At 62.4% G+C, this 17,055-nt stretch carries 18 protein-coding genes; 15 read left to right on the top strand and 3 right to left on the bottom strand.

Annotation, left to right across the window (positions count from 1 at the left end; all coding sequences use genetic code 11):
* The 10 genes from VMR39_RS04280 to VMR39_RS04235 all read left to right on the top strand — a co-directional run.
* Positions 1-846: sugar phosphate isomerase/epimerase family protein (locus tag VMR39_RS04280; protein ID WP_325414679.1), on the top strand; the 846-nt coding region annotated here is incomplete at its 5' end.
* Between the two features lie 62 nt (positions 847-908).
* Positions 909-2,213, top strand: coding sequence for an MFS transporter (locus tag VMR39_RS04275; RefSeq protein ID WP_325414677.1), 1,305 nt, complete (start codon positions 909-911; stop codon positions 2,211-2,213).
* Complete coding sequence (locus tag VMR39_RS04270) at positions 2,210-3,124, top strand: hydroxypyruvate isomerase family protein (protein ID WP_325414675.1); 915 nt, start codon at positions 2,210-2,212, stop codon at positions 3,122-3,124. The genes VMR39_RS04275 and VMR39_RS04270 overlap by 4 nt, the downstream gene beginning before the upstream one ends.
* A 13-nt stretch (positions 3,125-3,137) precedes the next feature.
* Positions 3,138-3,965: a DUF1080 domain-containing protein gene (locus VMR39_RS04265; protein ID WP_325414673.1), complete on the top strand. Its 828-nt coding sequence runs from the start codon at positions 3,138-3,140 to the stop codon at positions 3,963-3,965.
* Positions 3,962-4,522, top strand: a complete 561-nt coding sequence (locus VMR39_RS04260) for a gluconate 2-dehydrogenase subunit 3 family protein (RefSeq protein WP_325414671.1) — start codon at positions 3,962-3,964, stop codon at positions 4,520-4,522. The genes VMR39_RS04265 and VMR39_RS04260 overlap by 4 nt, the downstream gene beginning before the upstream one ends.
* On the top strand, positions 4,519-5,364 hold the full coding sequence (locus VMR39_RS04255) for a sugar phosphate isomerase/epimerase (RefSeq protein ID WP_325414669.1): 846 nt from the start codon (positions 4,519-4,521) through the stop codon (positions 5,362-5,364). Before VMR39_RS04260 ends, VMR39_RS04255 begins: the two co-directional genes overlap by 4 nt.
* A gap of 26 nt (positions 5,365-5,390) precedes the next feature.
* Positions 5,391-7,073 carry a GMC family oxidoreductase gene (locus VMR39_RS04250; RefSeq protein ID WP_325414668.1) on the top strand — a complete coding sequence of 561 codons (1,683 nt, stop codon included), beginning with the start codon at positions 5,391-5,393 and terminating at the stop codon, positions 7,071-7,073.
* A 71-nt stretch (positions 7,074-7,144) separates the two neighbouring features.
* Complete coding sequence (locus VMR39_RS04245) at positions 7,145-8,194, top strand: LacI family DNA-binding transcriptional regulator (RefSeq protein ID WP_325414666.1); 1,050 nt, start codon at positions 7,145-7,147, stop codon at positions 8,192-8,194.
* A gap of 36 nt (positions 8,195-8,230) precedes the next feature.
* On the top strand, positions 8,231-8,641 hold the full coding sequence (locus VMR39_RS04240) for a Dabb family protein (protein WP_325414664.1): 411 nt from the start codon (positions 8,231-8,233) through the stop codon (positions 8,639-8,641).
* A 92-nt stretch (positions 8,642-8,733) separates the two neighbouring features.
* The gene (locus tag VMR39_RS04235; protein ID WP_325414662.1) at positions 8,734-9,747 is read left to right on the top strand and encodes an aldo/keto reductase; all 1,014 of its coding nucleotides are present in this window, start codon (positions 8,734-8,736) and stop codon (positions 9,745-9,747) included.
* A gap of 42 nt (positions 9,748-9,789) precedes the next feature.
* On the opposite strand, the gene VMR39_RS04230 is transcribed toward VMR39_RS04235, so the two are convergent.
* Genes VMR39_RS04230 through ligK form a run of 3 tightly spaced genes read right to left on the bottom strand, consistent with a single transcriptional unit; the run spans position 9,790 to position 12,437 of the window.
* On the bottom strand, positions 9,790-10,680 hold the full coding sequence (locus tag VMR39_RS04230) for an amidohydrolase family protein (RefSeq protein ID WP_325414660.1): 891 nt from the start codon (positions 10,678-10,680) through the stop codon (positions 9,790-9,792).
* Entirely contained in the window at positions 10,677-11,711 is a 1,035-nt protein-coding gene (locus tag VMR39_RS04225; protein ID WP_325414689.1) for a 4-oxalomesaconate tautomerase, read from the bottom strand. Before VMR39_RS04225 ends, VMR39_RS04230 begins: the two co-directional genes overlap by 4 nt.
* 51 nt (positions 11,712-11,762) lie before the next feature.
* A complete protein-coding gene (ligK, locus tag VMR39_RS04220) occupies positions 11,763-12,437 on the bottom strand; it encodes a 4-carboxy-4-hydroxy-2-oxoadipate aldolase/oxaloacetate decarboxylase (protein WP_325414658.1) in 675 nt (224 codons plus the stop codon).
* Positions 12,438-12,540: 103 nt separating this feature from the next.
* Here ligK and VMR39_RS04215 point away from each other — a divergent pair, with 103 nt between their 5' ends.
* The 5 genes from VMR39_RS04215 to VMR39_RS04195 all read left to right on the top strand — a co-directional run bounded on the left by VMR39_RS04215 (position 12,541) and on the right by VMR39_RS04195 (position 17,013).
* Positions 12,541-13,692, top strand: coding sequence for a LysR substrate-binding domain-containing protein (locus VMR39_RS04215; RefSeq protein WP_325414657.1), 1,152 nt, complete (start codon positions 12,541-12,543; stop codon positions 13,690-13,692).
* A gap of 65 nt (positions 13,693-13,757) precedes the next feature.
* A complete protein-coding gene (locus VMR39_RS04210) occupies positions 13,758-14,618 on the top strand; it encodes a DUF1932 domain-containing protein (protein WP_325414655.1) in 861 nt (286 codons plus the stop codon).
* A gap of 22 nt (positions 14,619-14,640) precedes the next feature.
* Positions 14,641-15,666 (top strand): amidohydrolase family protein, encoded by a 1,026-nt coding sequence (locus VMR39_RS04205; protein ID WP_325414653.1) that lies wholly within the window; start codon positions 14,641-14,643, stop codon positions 15,664-15,666.
* Positions 15,663-16,118, top strand: coding sequence for a protocatechuate 4,5-dioxygenase subunit alpha (ligA, locus tag VMR39_RS04200; RefSeq protein WP_325414651.1), 456 nt, complete (start codon positions 15,663-15,665; stop codon positions 16,116-16,118). The genes VMR39_RS04205 and ligA overlap by 4 nt, the downstream gene beginning before the upstream one ends.
* Before the next feature lies 1 nt (position 16,119).
* Positions 16,120-17,013 carry a class III extradiol dioxygenase subunit beta gene (locus VMR39_RS04195; RefSeq protein WP_325414649.1) on the top strand — a complete coding sequence of 298 codons (894 nt, stop codon included), beginning with the start codon at positions 16,120-16,122 and terminating at the stop codon, positions 17,011-17,013.
* Positions 17,014-17,055 lie beyond the last annotated feature (42 nt).

The following is a 17,055-nucleotide window of genomic DNA, read 5'->3' as shown; positions in this document are numbered from 1 at the left end:
GAGGCGGGCGTCGAGATTTCCGAATTGTCGACCCATTTGCAGGGGCAGTTGGTGGCGGTGCATCCCGCCTATGATGCAGCCTTCGACAATTTCGCGCCACCCGAACTGCGTGGTAAGCCCGCCGAGCGACAGGCATGGGCGGTCGAGCAGTTGAAGCTGGCAGCGAAAGCCAGCCGTCGGCTGGGGCTGACGGCTCACGCGACTTTTTCGGGCGCCTTTGCTTGGCCCTTCATCTACCCATGGCCGCAGCGTCCGGCGGGGTTGGTGGAAGAGGCTTTTGCCGAATTGGGGCAGCGTTGGCGTCCGATCCTCGACGCGTTCGAGGAAGAGGGTGTCGATCTTTGCTACGAACTGCACCCCGGTGAAGATTTGCACGACGGTTTGACCTTCGAACGCTTCCTGGACGCGGTCGGTGGGCATGCGCGCGCCAACATCCTCTATGATCCCAGCCATTTCGTGTTGCAGGCGATGGACTATCTCCAGTTCATCGATATTTATTATGATCGCATCAAGATGCTCCATGTGAAGGATGCGGAGTTCAACCCGACCGGCCGCGCCGGCGTCTACGGCGGCTATGCCGACTGGGTCGAGCGTCCCGGCCGTTTCCGATCGCTCGGCGACGGACAGGTCGATTTCACCGGGATTTTCTCGCGCCTGACCCAATATGGCTATGACGGCTGGGCGGTCCTGGAATGGGAATGCTGCCTGAAGCATCCCGAGGATGGCGCGCGCGAAGGTGCGCCCTTCATCGAGGCACATATGATCCGCCGTCCGGAACGGGCCTTCGACGATTTCGCGGGCGGTGGCGATCCCGCAGACAATCGACGCTGGCTCGGACTGACCTGACAGCGACGCAATTTTGACCCCGAATAATAATATCGGCCGGGGAATAGGGTAGAGGAGCGGGCATGACGGGTATCAACCGGCAGAGGCTGTTTTGGCTGAGCGTCCTGGCGCTCTTCACCGCGTCGATGAGCGCGTCCCTGCGCGCGGCGGTGGCGAGCAGCCTCAAGGCACAATGGATCGATCCGATCGCACCGATCGCGGCAGGGGAACTGATCGGGGCGGCTCTAGGCTCTGCTTTTCTCGGCTTTTCGATCACGGTCTTCGTCGTCAGCGCATTGCTCGACAAATTGCATATCCGCCGGGTACTGATCGGCTGCGGCATCGCCTTCCTGCTAGGCACCACGCTGATTGTTGCGGCCGGTACGCTGGCGAGCGGCATGGGGGTCTATCATTTGGTGTGGCTTGGCATGTTGCTGAGTGGCATCGGCTGGGGCTTTGCCGAAGCGTCGATCAATCCGCTGACCGCCCGTCTTTATCCCGAAGACACGACGCACCGGCTGAACGTGCTGCACGCCTGGTATCCGGGCGGCCTGATCGTCGGCGGGCTTGCCGGCGTGTTCCTGGCATCGGTGCTGCCATGGCAGGCGATCATGGCGCTGGTGTTCATCCCCGCCATCGGCGTGATCCTTATCGCGGCGACCACCATATTTCCCGAACCGCCCAAGGCCGTCGGAGACCGGGGAACGAAGGACATGATGCTGGAAGTGGTGCGCCGCCCAAGCTTCTTCATCTGGTTCGGCGCGATGTTCCTCACAGCCTCGTCGGAACTGGCGCCGGGCCAGTGGCTCGACGTGGCACTCAGCAATCGCGTCGGCATGCGTGGCATATTGCTGCTGGTCTATGTCAGCGCACTGATGTTCGTCTTCCGCCATTTCGCGGGCCGGATCGCTGGGCGCCTTTCCAATCCTGGCTTGCTCTGGGTATCGAGCCTGCTCGCCGCTGTCGGCCTCTTCCTGTTGTCGCAGGCACAGTCGCCGGTCTCGGCGATCCTCGCCTCGACAATATGGGGACTGGGTGTCTGCGCCATGTGGCCGACCATGCTGGCTTCAGTGGCCGAGCGCTATCCGCGCGGTGATGCCTGGGCGCTGGGACTGGTCGGATCGGCCGGTGCGCTCGCGAGCTTCTTCGTGCTGCCACGCCTCGGGGAAATGTTCGATCAGGCGAAGGTGGAGATTGCCGGAGGACCGGACGCCTTCACCCGGTTGAGCGGCGCGGCATTACGCGCGGTGGAGGATGCGGCCGCATCCCAGTCCTTTGCCCGTTTGACCTTCGTGCCGATGACTCTGCTGGTCGTCTTCGGCCTGATCTGGCTGGCGGAACGACGCGCCAATCGTCGGGCGGCACGCGTGGCGGAGGGAATGGCATGACTATGTCGAGACGGACGATGATTGCCGCCGGCCTTGCCACGGCAGCGGCGCCAGCCTTGGCGACGGCAGCGACCAGGGGCGCTTCCAACGCCGCGCATTTCTCGCTGGGCTATGCACCGCACGAAGGCAGCTTCGCCAGCCGCGGCGGACTGCTGGAACAGATCGCCTATGCTGCGGATCAGGGCTTTCGCGCCTGGGAGGACAATGAAGCGCGCAAGCGGCCGGTCGAGCAGCAGGACATGATGACCCGCGCGCTCGCGCAGCGTGGCATGGCCATGGGCGTGTTCGTCGCCAGCATGCCCCAATGGGCGGATTTTCGGCCGCTGCTCGGCGCCAATGATGATGCCGGCCGGAATGCGTTTCTGGAAGATATCCGCACCTCGGTCGAGGTAGCCAAACGCCTCAATGCGAAGCATATGACAGTTGTCACTGGTTTCATGGACCGGAAGGTGCCGGAAGACATCCAAATGGGCCGCATCATCGACTGTATGCGTCGCGCCGGTGACATCGTTGCGCCGCATGGACTGGTGCTGGTGATGGAGCCGCTCAATACCCGCACCAATCATCCCGGCGTCTTCATGCAGTCGATTGCGCAGGGTTATGCCGTGGCGCGTGGTGCGAACAGTCCAGGCGTCAAGATATTGGCGGACCTCTATCATGAGCAGATCCAGTCGGGGAATTTGATCCCGACGCTCGATGCCTGCTGGGGGGAGGTCGGCTATCTCCAGTTCGGCGACAATCCCGGTCGAAAGGAGCCGGGAACGGGTGAGATCAACTATGCCAATATCGTCCGCTGGCTGCGCGCGCGCAATTACGCCGGCGTGATCGGCATGGAACATGGTAATTCGGTGGAAGGGCGTGCAGGCGAAGATCGTCTGGTCGCCGCCTATCGGGCAATCGACACAAAATAAAGGGAGCGAGAGGATGAAGCGCATCCGTATCGGCATGGTGATGGCGGCTGGCCTGATGGCTGGCACGCTGGTCCATGCGCAGGACAAGCCGGGCTTCAAGGACACACCGATCCTGCCGGGAGGCAACTGGCATGTCCATGATCCCGACCGTCCCGCACCGACTGTGGTCGCTCCTGCGGCTCAGGCGGGCGGCGCTCCCTCTGACGCGATCATCTTGTTCGATGGGACATCGCTCGACTCATGGCGCGGCGAGCGCGGTCCTTGGATGATCGAAAATGGCGTGATGACCATTCCCTCCCGCGCCAAGAGCGGCGGCGAGAACAACCTGATCTCGAAGCAGGAATTTGGCGACGTTCAACTGCATCTGGAGTTCCGCTCGCCTAATCCGCCACAGAAAAGCTCGCAGGATCGAGGCAACAGCGGCATCTGGTTCATGCAGCGCTACGAGGTGCAGATCCTCGACGGCTATCAGAATGCGACCTATGCCGACGGCACTGTGGGCGCGGTCTATGCGTGGAAGCCGCCGCTGATGAACCCGTCGCGGAAACCCGGTGAATGGCAAAGCTACGACATCATCTTCGAACGCCCGCGTTTCGCCACGGACGGTAGTCTGGCGCGTCCAGCCTATGTTACGGTGCTGCTGAACGGCGTGCTGGTGCAGAACCATCAGGCGATGCTGGGCACGACTGCCTGGCGCAAGATCGCGCAATATCAGGTACATGGCGACAAGGCGCCGATCCAGTTGCAGGATCATGACTCGCCAGTGTCGTTCCGCAATATCTGGGTCCGGCCCTTGCCGGAAGATGCCATCGCCCAGGATCTGAAAGGGGCAGGACAATGATTGATCGCAGACATGCGCTCGGCGGCATCGTCGCCATGTTCGGCGCGCAGATTTTTGCGCCGCTCGCGCGGGCGGCAGGACTTGCCCCCGCTGCCGCCATCGACCAGGGCGCGCCCAGCATTCAGGTATTCACGCCTGAGCAGCGCGCGCTGATGACGGCGCTGTGCGAACGTATCATCCCGACGACCGACACGCCCGGCGCCATCGCAGCCGGCGTTCCCGCCTATATCGAAAAGCTGCTGGCCGACTGGGCAGTTGCGGAGGATCGCGGGCCGATCCTGTCGGGCTTGGCCGAAATCGATGCGCGCTGCTGGCAGGATTACAAGCTGCCCGCCGTGAAGGCCAAGCCTGAGCAGCATGACGCACTCATCACACTGGCAATGAACGACGAGATACCTGACGGCGAGGAGTTTTTCGAAGCCTTCCGGCAGATGGTGATCGTCGGCTATTACACGTCCGAGATCGGTATCACGCAGGAGCGCGAATATTTGCCTGTGCCAGGTGAATATAATGGCGCCTTCCCCTATTCTCAGGTCAACAAGGTCTATTCCGCATGATGATCAGTCGTCGCTCCATGATTCTGGGTGCCGGCGGTCTTGCCGCGCTCGCCAGCCAGTCCTTGATCGTCGGCACGGCCCGTGCCGCGCAGATTCGCGCTATCGGCTTACAACTCTATACCGTGCGCGAACTCTTCTCCGCCGATCCGGTCGCGACGCTGGAGAAGGTGGCCAAGGTCGGCTATCGCGAGGTCGAATATGGCGGTGGCGGTTATGACGCCATGGATCATGCCCTGCTGCGCAAGACGATGGATCGGCTGGGCCTGAAATGCCCCTCCCTTCATATCGGCTACGACGCGCTGCTGGAGAAGTTCGAAGCCAGCGTCGCCATGGCCAAGACCTTGGGCGCGGATACGGTCGTCCTGCCCTATATGGTCGACAAGCATCGCAATGCCGAGGCGTGGGACGCCGCGCTCGTCAATATCAACCGGTTCGGCGAACAGCTGAAGGCAGCGGGGCTGGGCTTTGCCTACCATAATCACGACTTCGAATTCACCGTGAAGCCCGATGGCATCAGCCTGTTCGACCGGCTGGTGAAGGCCTGCGATCCGGCGCTGGTGAAGATCGAGCTGGATCTTTATTGGGCCGTCCATGCCGGGCAGGACCCGCAGGCGCTGATCCGCAGCCTTGCCGGCCGTATCTATTCCTATCATGTGAAGGATATGCGCGCCGACCGCAGCATGACCTCAGTAGGTCTGGGCACGATCGACTTTGCCGCCATCTTCAAGCTGAATGCGCTTGCCGGGGTGCAGCATTTCTATGTCGAAAACGACCAGTCGCCCGCGCCCTATATCCCCGACATCACAAAAAGCTTCCAGACGCTGCGCGCGCTGCGTTTCTGAACGACATCCTTTAGGAGAGGATCATCATGGCTTCGACGGACAGGTTCGATGCGATCGTCATTGGTTCGGGCATCAGTGGTGGCTGGGCGGCGAAAGAATTGACGGAAAAGGGGCTGCGCGTGCTGATGCTCGACCGTGGTCATATGGTTGAGCATGGCGAAGGCTATGCCTATGACGGCCGGCCGGCCTATGATGTACCGGCGCGCAACATCATGCCCGACACGCTGCGCGAGAGCGACTATTTCATCGCCCAGCATGGTTATGTCGCGCCGAGCAATCAGGCCTTTTACAATAATGACCGGCTAAACCCCTATGATTATGGCGAGGGCAGTAAATTCTACTGGATCCGCCCGGCTGCGGTCGGCGGCAAGTCGCTGATCTGGGGGCGGTGGAGCTTCCGCTGGAGCGCAGCCGATTTCGAGGCCAACAAGCGCGAAGGGATCGGGGGCGCCTGGCCGATCGGCTATGACGACCTCGTGCCGTGGTACGACTATGTCGAAAAATATATCGGTGTGTCCGGTTCGCGGGAAAATCTTTCCTATCTGCCCGATAGCCAGTTCCAGCCGCCCATGCCGATGAACGTGGCTGAAAAATGGATGAAGCAGCGGCTGGAAACGGAATTTCCCGGTCGCAAGATGATCAATGCCCGCCTGTCCAATATGACCGAGGACAAGCCCGAACAGGGCCGGACCAAATGCCAGTTCCGTAACCAGTGCGGCAATGGCTGTTCCTTCGGCGCCTATTTCTCGACCCAGGCGGTCACTCTGCCGGCGGCGCGGGCGACAGGCCGACTGACCTTGCGGTCGGATGCTGTTGTCACCAATCTGGAATATGATCCTGCGAGCAAGAAAGTGACGGGAGTCCGCTTCATCGATGCCAAGACCGGTCAGGCTGAAGTCGTGACCGCGAAGCTCGTCTTCCTCAATGCCTCGACCCTCGGTTCAGTGCAGATATTGATGAACTCGCGAGCGCAGGGCAGCGAAAGGAGCCATTTTGATTCCAGCGGCACGCTGGGCCGCTATGTCATGGACCATATCTTCCGTGTCGGCGTGAAGGGGGACATCCCCGGCATGGACGAGTTTATCGAATTTGGCCGCCGGCCCGGCGCCATCTATGTTCCGCGTTTCCGCAACATCGGCAAGGACGAGGATGTGGGCTTCCGCCGTGGCTATGGCTATCAGGGCGGTGCCTATCGCGAACCGGCCAAGCCGGTCGGTTTTGGCGCGTCGATGAAGGAAGGGATGCGCCGCTATGGCGGCTGGAAATTCCAGATGGGCGCATTCGGCGAGTGCCTGCCCTATGAAGACAATCATGTCGCGCTCAACCCGAACAAGACCGATCGCTTCGGCATCCCGCTGATGCGTTTCGACGTGACCTTCCGCGACAATGAACTGCGGATGATGGCGGATGCGCGGGAACAGGGCGAAAAGATGCTGCGCGCCGCCGGTCTCACCAACGTCGAGAGCAAAGTGAAGGAGCATGTGCCTGGCGACGCCATCCACGAAATGGGCGGCGCGCGCATGGGCGCCGATCCGCGCGCGTCGGTGCTCAACAAATGGAGCCAAGCGCATGATGCGTCCAACCTGTTCGTCACGGACGGCGCACAGATGGCGTCCATTTCCTGCGTCAATCCGTCTCTCACCTTCATGGCGCTGACCGCGCGGGCTGTGGATCATGCGGTCAAGTCGCTCAAGGCAGGAGCGGCCTGATCCTTGACTGGTCCGTTTCGCCACTATGACGCCGGCCGAAACCCGCTATCAGGGGGGCGGGGGCAATGGTGATGGCGAGACGAAGACGAAGTGGCGTGACGATCCGCGCGGTGGCGGCAAGGGCCGGCGTGTCCGCGATGACGGTGTCCAACGTGATCAATGGCGCCGGGCGGGCCAGCGCCGCCACCGTAGAGGCGGTGCGGGCGGCGATAGCCGAATTGGGCTATGTCCCCAATCTGGCGGCGCGGCGTCTGGCAAAGGCGCGCGCGACCACCGTGGGATTGATCTACAGCGATCGGCGGACCCCGTTCCTGGACGCAGTTTTGGTTGGGACATTGCGGGCGACCAACGCCCATGGCCTGCAACTCATCCTGCGCGATGGCGAGAGCAAGACCGGCGCCGATGCGGAACGGATCGCACAGGATCTGGTTCGCAGCGGAGCCGATGCGCTTTTGCTGATCCCGCCTTTCGCCGAGCAGTTGAGCGGATCGAAGGTGCTCGCCACATTGGATGTGCCGCTCGCCGCCATCGCAACGGGTACATCCATGCCTGACGTTACGACGGTCAGGATCGACAATCATGCAGCAATGCTGGCGCTCACCGAACTGGTCATCGCCCATGGACATCGCCGCATCGCTTATGTTGCCGGTCCCGATCCCTACAGCGTAGTCGCGGCGCGGCTGGACGGATTTCGGGCGGCGCTGCGCAAACATGGCATTGCCGAGGCCCACGACCTGCTGATCGAGCATGGCGAATTCGACTATGCGTCGGGGATGGTAGCCGGGCGGACTTTGTTGTCGCGCCAGGATCGGCCGACCGCCGTGATATGCAGCAGTGACGACCTGGCGGCGGGCGTGATCGCGCAGGCGAACCATATGGGCCTGCAATTGCCGCACGATCTGGCGGTGACGGGGTTCGACGATACCATATTGGCGTCGCGCATCTGGCCGCCGCTGACGGTGGTGCGTCAACCGGTGGAAGACATGGCCTTTTGCGCGACGCAGTGCCTGATCGCGGCGCTTGGCGATGCTGAAGATGCGCGGCGCGTTACAGATGAGATATTCGAATATGACATAGCCGAACGTCAATCGATCGCTGCCATTGATGCGCTGGAAAATTGATCGGTTGATCCAGACTATCGCAAGGGAGACATGATCGTGAAAACAAGCAGGAGGGAAATGGCGGCCATGATGGCAATGGGTGGTGTCGGCGTTGCGCTGTCGTCGGCCAAGGCCGCGACGCCGTCAGCCGGTGCGAAGCTGGTACACCATGTTTTCTTTTGGCTGAAGAATTCTGGATCGCCGTCCGACCGCGACCAGTTGATCGCTGGCCTGCGCACGCTCAAGGATATTCCGGCAATCCGCAATCTTCAGATCGGTGTTCCGGCGAATACGGAAAAGCGGGAAGTCGTGGACGCCAGCTATGACGTGTCTGAACTGATGTATTTCGACAATGCGATGGACCAGAAGACCTATCAGGACCATCCGATCCATCAGGCCTTCGTCAAATCCTGCGAACATCTGTGGCGCAAGGTTGTCGTCTACGATATGGAGGTACTCGCCCCGTAAGGATGTTGTGATCGTTGCTGATGGCTGGAACTGGCACGCGAGCCTCGCTATGGCGGGCGCATCTCTGACTGGAAACAGGATCAGCTCCCCACATGACTGTTACATCGTCGTCCCGGACCATCGGCCCCTTCTCCGTTTCGCCTATTGGCCTTGGCTGCATGAACCTGAGCCATGCCTATCTGCCCCGGCCGGAACCCGATCAGGCGGAAAGGCTGTTGCGTCACGCGTTGGATCAGGGCGTCGATTTCTTCGACACGGCGGCGCTTTACGGTTTTGGCGCCAATGAAGAACTGCTTGGCCGGACCATCATGGACAGTCGCGACAAGTTTGTGCTGGCCAGTAAATGCGTGCTCGGCGGCAAGGATGGCCAGCGGGGTCTGGATGGATCACCCGAAGCTATCGCGGCCACGCTGGAGAATTCGTTGCGGCGGCTGAATGTCGAATATATCGACCTCTATTACCTCCACCGGCTCGATCCCAATGTGCCGATCGAAGAATCGGTCGGCGCGCTAACGCGCGCGGTCGAGGCAGGCAAGATTGGTGCGATCGGCCTGTCGGAAATGTCGGCCGCGACATTGCGTCGCGCGCATGCGGTCCATCCCATCGCTGCCATGCAGACCGAATATTCGCCCTGGACCCGTAACGCGGAAGTCGCCGTACTGGATGCCTGCGTCGAACTGGGCGTCGCCTTCGTCGCCTTCTCGCCGGTAGCGCGGGGTGTGCTGGCCGGCGGCGTCGGCCCGGAAGGCGTGCCCAAGGGCGATATTCGTGGCGCCATGCCGCGTTTTCAGTCACCACATTTCGAACGCAATCTGGAATTGGCAACACAGTTCAAGGCGATCGCAGATCAGGCCGGCTGCACCATGGCGCAGTTGAGCATCGGCTGGCTGCTGTCACGCCGCCCCAATATCGTGGTGATTCCCGGCACGACCAGCATCGCGCATTTGGATGAGAATATGGCTACTTTGACGCTCGAGCTGTCAGCAGAGGTGCTGGCGGCGGTCGACGCCCTCTTCACCTTCCAAGCTGTGTCAGGGCCGCGCTATCCCAAGTCGGCCCAGGCGCAGATCGACACCGAAACCTGGCCCGGCGAACCGCTGGAATGAGCGAGGCGGGGCGGTGTATTCACCGCCCCGCCGATTAATAGTTCAGAGTTCTTCCGGCCAGTAGAGCCGCATCGGATTGTCGATCAGCAGCTTGCGCTGAAGTGCTTCGTTCGGCGCGATCCGGGGGATCATATCGACCAGATGGCCGTCGTCGGGAATGGCGTCCTGCATGTTCGGGTGCGGCCAGTCCGTACCCCACAGGACGCGATCCTGATAGTCCGCCACTAACGGCGCTACGGCGTCGGCAAAGACGTTCCAGGGGGTGCCTGTCGGGTCGAGGCGGTCGGGGCAGGTCGCCTTGAACCAGATGTCATCCCGACTGTTCAGGAAGGCGCGGAACGCCTTCATGTCGGTTCCATCCGGTCCCTGCGTCACGTCGGGGCGGCCCATATGGTCGATCACCAGCGGCACCGGGATCGCATCCATGAAGGGGCGCAATTCCTCAAGGATATCCGCTTCGAAATAGATGACGACATGCCAGCCGGCGGGCAGGCGTTTTGCGACTTCGAGGAACTTGTCCTTTGGAGCATCGTCGACCAAACGCTTCAGGAAATTGAAGCGGATGCCGCGAATGCCGCCATCATGAAGGGCGGTGAGTTCGGATTCCGAAATGGCAGGATCGACCACGGCGACGCCGCGAGCCCTTTGCCTGCCATCTGGGCCATTGGACCTCGCGATGCCGTTCAGGGTCGCGGCATTGTTGATGCCGTGACAACTCGCCTGGACGATGACATTGCGGTCGAAGCCCAGATGGTCGCGCAGCGCGAACAGCATGTCCGGACCGGCATCTTCAGGCAGATATTTCGCCTTGGCGGAAAAAGGGAAGTCCGCCATCGGCCCGAAAACATGGCAATGCGCGTCGATGGCGCCTGCCGGCGGGGTGTAGAGCGGTTTCGACGGATTGCCGTGCCAGCTAGTGATGCGGTCTGTCATGCGAAAACTTCTCCATCCATGAGCTTGCGCGCGGTGCGCAGCATGGCGGCGCTCGTGATGGCGCCGCTTTCGTCCAGTTCCATGACGCAGGTCGTCTCGCCGGTCGGATGCTCGACCGACAGCGTCTTGCGATTGCCCGAAGGGATCGAGGCGACCTCCGCCGCCGGTGATCCTTCGATCAGGCAGGCGGTGGCGACGCTGACCGCGCCGAGCACGCCGATCGACGCATGGGCGCGATGCGGGATGAAACTGCGCACCGTGACCGCGCCGCCATCGCGGGGCGGGGCGACCAGCATCATCTTGGGCACCGACTTTTCCCTGACGTCACCGAGGTTCATCCGTTCGCCGACGGCGAGGCGGATCGCCTCGATCCGGGCCTTGAGCGTCGTATCATTGTCCAGCGTGTCGCGATCCTCATCGCCGGTTACGCCGACGTCTTGCGCCTTCATGACGACACAGGGCATTCCATTGTCGATGAGCGTCACGCGCACGCCCTCGACTTCATCAAACGCATTGCCGGTCGGGAGCAGCGCGCCGCACGAAGAACCGGCGGTGTCGCGAAACTCGAGCGGTATCGGCGCGGCGCTGCCGGGAACACCGTCGATCTTCGCTTCGCCGTCATAGCGGACCTTGCCAGCCGACGTTTCAATGCAAGCAATAGCGATCTGCCCGGTATTCTCCATGAAGATGACGACGCGGGTTTCGCCTTCCTGTGCGGCAACAAGCCCGCGCTCGATCGCGAAGGGACCGATGCCGGCCAGGATATTGCCGCAATTCTGCGCGTCGCTGACGATCGCCTGATCGACGAAGACCTGAAGGAAGAGGTAATCGACATCGACGCCCGCTCGCTCCGACTTCCTGACGACCGCGACCTTGCTGGTCAGCGGGTCGGCGCCACCCATGCCGTCAATCTGACGCGGGTCGGGCGAGCCCATGACGCGCAGCAGGAAGGCGTCGCGCGCTGCGCTATCGCAAGGTAGATCCTCAGCGAGGAAATAGCCGCCCTTGGACGTGCCGCCGCGCATCCACATGACGCGGCTTTGGGTGAATGCTGTCACTTTAAACCTCCGTGAGGGTAGCCCTCAGATGTACTTCAGGCCCATCTCTTCCAGACGTGGACGCATATTGTAGATGTCGAGACCGAGTTCGCCGGCGGCGAGGCGGACGCGCTTGGCCTCCTCGGCGGCTTCACGCGCCTGCGCCTTTTCGAGGACGGCAGAGGCATTGGCGCGGGGTACGACGCATACGCCGTCATCGTCGGCGATCACGACGTCGCCGGGATTGACCAGCGCATTGGCGCAGACGACCGGAATGTTGACCGAGCCGAGCGTATTCTTGACCGTGCCCTGTGCGTGGACCGCCTTGGACCAGACGGGAAAATTCATCTGAGTAAGGTCGCGCACGTCGCGCACGCCGGCGTCGATGATCAGCCCACGGCAACCGCGCGCCTGCGCCGAAGTGGCGAGCAGGTCGCCGAAATAGCCGTCGGTGCAAGGACTGGTCGGCGCGAGGAGGAGGATGTCGCCTTCCTTCAACTGCTCGATTGCGACATGGACCATCCAGTTGTCACCCGGCGCGGCCGAGATTGTGACGGCGCTGCCGGCGATGCGCGCACCGCTGTAGATCGGGCGCATGTAGGGAGCGAGCAGGCCGGTACGGCCCTGTGCTTCATGGACGGTTGCGACCCCACATTTGGCAAGGCCATCGATGACGGAGAGGTCCGCCCTTTCGATATTCTGGACGACGACAGCGGGCATGGAACTACTCCTTCTCCCAAGATGGACAGCGACATGGACAGCTTCGCGGCAATGCTCAAATCCGTTCTGGCGCAAGCCCATTAAATTTTGATAATCATCAAACATGCAACCCGATCAGTTCAATATCCGTCACCTCGCTGCCATGGCCGCCGTGGTCGATCAGGGCAGCGTCAGTCTGGCGGCGCGCGCGGTCAATCTGACCCAGCCGGCGGTGACGCAGGGCATCGCCAAGCTGGAGGCGCAACTGGGCCTGCGGCTGTTCGACCGCCAGCCCGGCGGCATGGCCGCATTGGAGGCCGCGCGGCGACTGAAGCCGCGCATCGATGTGGCCCTTCGACTGATCGGCAGCAACCGCGTTACTGCGGCGCAGGTGCGGGCGTTCGTCGCGCTTGCGCGGGGTGGGAGTTATGCCGCCGCCGCCGCCGCTACGGGCGTGGCGGAGCCGTCGCTGCACCGCGCGGTGGGCGATCTGGGGCTGGCGGTCGGCAGTCGGCTGGTCGACCGGCGCGGACGGGGTGTGACGCTCACCAAGGCGGGCGTAGTGCTGGCGCAACGGCTGCGGCTGGCGCTGGCCGAATTGCGGCAGGGGCTGGAGGATCTGGCCGACCTGAAGGGCGAAGAGGGCGGCCGCATCCTCGTCGGGGCCATGCCGCTTTCGCGCGCGCGGCTATTGCCCAATGCCATTGCCCGCTTTCGCGCCGATTTTCCACAGGTCGATATATCGGTTCATGAAGGTTCCCATGCCGAACTGGTTGGGCCACTGCGCGATGGCGAGATCGACATGATGATCGGTGCTCTCCGCGATCCGGCGCTGGCGCTCGACCTTGGCCAGCGGCCCTTGTTCGAGGATCGTCCGACCATATTGACGCGACGTGGCCATCCGCTGGAACAGGGCTGGGACGCCGATGCACTGCGCCGTTTCCCGTGGATATTGCTGCCCGAAGGTACGCCGCTGCGCCAATTGTGGCATGCGATGTTCGCGGAACTGGGGGGCGACCTGCCCGCCGTGCCCATCGAATGTGGGTCCGTGATGACGATCCGGCAATTGCTGGTGGGGGGCGATTATCTGACGCTGCTGTCCTATGATCAACTCGCGCTGGAGCTGGAGGCGGGGCTTCTCGCGGACATCGGTCCGGCGCCGGGTGCGATCAGCCGGACGATCGGCCTGATCACGCGCGCCGACTGGCGGCCGACCCGGCTCCAGCAGCAGTTCATGGCGGCAGTCGAAGTGTCCGCCGGAGAGATGACTTCGTAAATTCTTATGGATCGATGGCGGATTCGATTGGCCGCCTTTGACCCGATGCGTCATCCCTTGCCGCCATGGAGCAGGAAGTTGGTCTGATCGGATTTGGCGAAGCAGGGTCCACCTTTGCACTGGCAGGGGACTGGGCTGACGCCGCCCATGTTTTCGATATCAAGACGGATGATGTCGCGACGCGCGATGCGATGCTGAAGGCCTATGCCGATGCCGGCGTGTCGCCGGCGCTCGCCTTGGCGGATGCGCTGGATGGCGTAACGCTGGCCCTGTCGCTCGTGACGGCAGATCAGGCGTTGGCCGTCGCGGAAGCCGCCGCTGCGCTGATCGCGCCGGGTGCGCTCTATTGCGATCTCAACAGCGTCGCGCCACAGACGAAGCAGGCGGCGGCAGCAGCGATCGAGGCGGCAGGCGGCCATTATGTCGACGTCGCGGTGATGGCGCCTGTCGATCCCGCCCGGCTGGGCGTGCCGCTGCTGCTGAGCGGCGTGCGGGCCGAGGAGGCGGGCCAGCGGCTGCGGGCTTTAGGCTTCACTAACAGTCGCGTCGTCGGCACAGATGTCGGCCGGGCCTCGTCCGTCAAGATGATCCGGTCGGTAATGGTCAAGGGGATCGAGGCGCTGACCGCCGAGTGCGTGCTGGCCGCCGACGCTGCGGACGTGCTGGACGAGGTGCTGGCGTCCCTCGATGCGAGCGAAAAGGCCCGGCCCTGGCAGGCGCGGGCGGACTATAATCTCGATCGGATGCTGGTGCATGGTACCCGCCGTGCCGCCGAGATGGAGGAAGTGGTCAAGACGCTCGAAGGTTTGGGCACGGGCGCGGCGATGACGCGCGGCACGGTCGAACGGCAGCGGGCGATCGGCGCGCGGGACAAGAAGACGCCGCCCGAAGGGCTGGCGGGCAAGCTGAATTTTCTTTCCGAATGAACGATATCTTGAGGTTGAGTGCATGAGCCTGATTATCGATTGCCACGGTCATTATACCGTTCTGCCCAAGGGGCATGACGCCTGGCGCGAGGAGCAGAAGGCGGCGTTCAAGGCCGGCACGCCCTGTCCGCCCTATCCCGAGATCAGCGACGCGGAAATCCGTGAGACGATCGAGGCGAACCAGTTGCGCCTGATCAAGGAACGTGGCGCCGATCTCACCATCTTCAGCCCGCGCGCTTCAGCGATGGCGCCGCATGTCGGTGACGAGGCGGTGGCCAAGGAATGGGCGATCCGCTGTAATGACCTGATCGCGCGCGTCGTGGCGATGTTCCCCGAAACTTTCGTCGGCGTGTGCATGCTGCCCCAGTCACCTAAGGCCGACATGAGCAATTCGATCGCGGAGCTGGAGCGCTGCGTCACTGAACTGGGCTTCATCGGCTGCAACCTCAATCCCGATCCGGGCGGCGGCCATTTCACTCATCCACCGCTGACCGACAGATATTGGTATCCCTTCTATGAAAAGATGGTCGAGCTGGACGTGCCGGCGATGATCCATGTTTCGGGCAGCTGCAACCCGGCGATGCACGCGACCGGCGGCTATTATATCGCGGCCGACACCATCGCCTTCATGCAGCTGCTGGAAGGCGACCTGTTCAAGGATTTCCCAACGCTGCGCTTCATCATCCCGCATGGCGGCGGCGCGGTGCCCTATCATTGGGGGCGCTATCGCGGCCTGGCCGACATGCTGAAAAAGCCTGACCTGTCGACGCACCTGATGAACAACATCTTCTTCGACACCTGCGTTTATCACCAGCCGGGCGTCGATCTGCTGGCCGACGTGATCGAGAACAAGAATATCCTGTTCGGGTCGGAAATGGTCGGCGCGGTGCGCGGTATCGACCCAACCACCGGTTTCTATTTCGACGACACCAAACGCTATGTCGATGCGCTGGAGATCAGCGACGCGGAACGCGCCGCGATCTTCGCGGGCAATGCCCGTCGCGTCTTCCCGCGCCTCGACGCCCAATTGAAGGAGAGGGGATTGTGATTACCGAAGACCCCAAGCATCAGGACATCCACGAATATCTGGCCGAGATGGAGGACATCCCCGGCACGCGCGTCTATACGGCGGCGCGGGCGCGCAAAGGCTATCATATGAACCAGTTCGCGATGAGCCTGATGACGGCGGACAATCGCGAGCGGTTCAAGGCCGACGAGCGCGCCTATATGGACGAATGGCCGCTGACCGAGGACCAGAAGCAGGCGCTGCTGGCGCGCGACTATAACAAGTGCCTGGACCTGGGTGGCAATGTCTATTTCCTGTCGAAGCTGTTTTCGACCGATGGCATTCCCTTTGCGGAAGCGGTCAGCACCATGACCGACATGAGCTTCCCCGAATATCGCGAAATGATGATGAAGGGCGGCCGTTCTCCCGAAGGCGTCCGTTCCATCAAGGCCAACGCCGCCACCGGCGGCGATACCAACAAAGGAGGCAGCTGAGATGGCGCGTATTACCGCTGGCGTGGCGTCGAGCCATGTGCCGCTGCTCGGCGTGGCGTCCGATTTCGGCAAGGACCGCGACGAGTATTTCGGCCCGATCTTCGCGGGGTACGACTGGACCCGCGAATGGGAGAAGGCTGAGAAGCCCGATGTCGTGGTTCTGGTCTATAACGATCATGCCTCGGCCTTCGACATGAAGATCATCCCGACCTTCGCGATCGGCTGCGGCGAGCGCTACAAGTCCGCCGACGAGGGCTGGGGACCGCGCGCGGTGCCGGACGTGGAGGGGCATCCTGACCTGGCCTGGCATATGGCGCAGAGCCTGATCCTCGACGAGTTCGACATGACCATCATCAACGAGATGGATGTCGACCATGGCCTGACCGTGCCGCTCAGCATGATGTTCGGCAAGCCCGACGCCTGGCCTTGCAAGGTCGTGCCGCTGGCCGTCAACGTCGTCACCTATCCGCCGCCATCGGGCAATCGCTGCTGGGCGCTGGGCGAGGCGATCCGCAAGGCGGTGGAGAGCTTCCCCGAGGATCTGAACGTGCAGATATGGGGCACCGGCGGCATGAGCCATCAGTTGCAGGGCGCGCGCGCGGGCCTGATCAACAAGGAATGGGACAATATGTTCCTGGACGGGCTGATCGGCGAGAGCGACCATCTGCGCCGCATCCCGCATATCGAATATCTGCGCGAAACGGGCAGCGAAGGTATCGAGATGGTGATGTGGCTGATCATGCGCGGAGCGCTGGGCAGGAAGACCCGCGCGCTGCACCGCCATTATCATGTGCCCTGTTCCAACACGGCAATCGGCCATCTTGTACTCCGGCCCGACAATGGCGAGGAACTGGACATGACTGGCAGCGGCGTGACGGCGATCGCGGCGGAATAAATTCATCGAGGCGCGCCTTGGCGCGTGCCTCAACCCACCCTA

It is taken from the genome of Sphingobium sp., from assembly GCF_035511395.1.
Lineage (GTDB): Bacteria > Pseudomonadota > Alphaproteobacteria > Sphingomonadales > Sphingomonadaceae > Sphingobium.
This window is presented reverse-complemented; position numbering and strand designations above follow the sequence as displayed.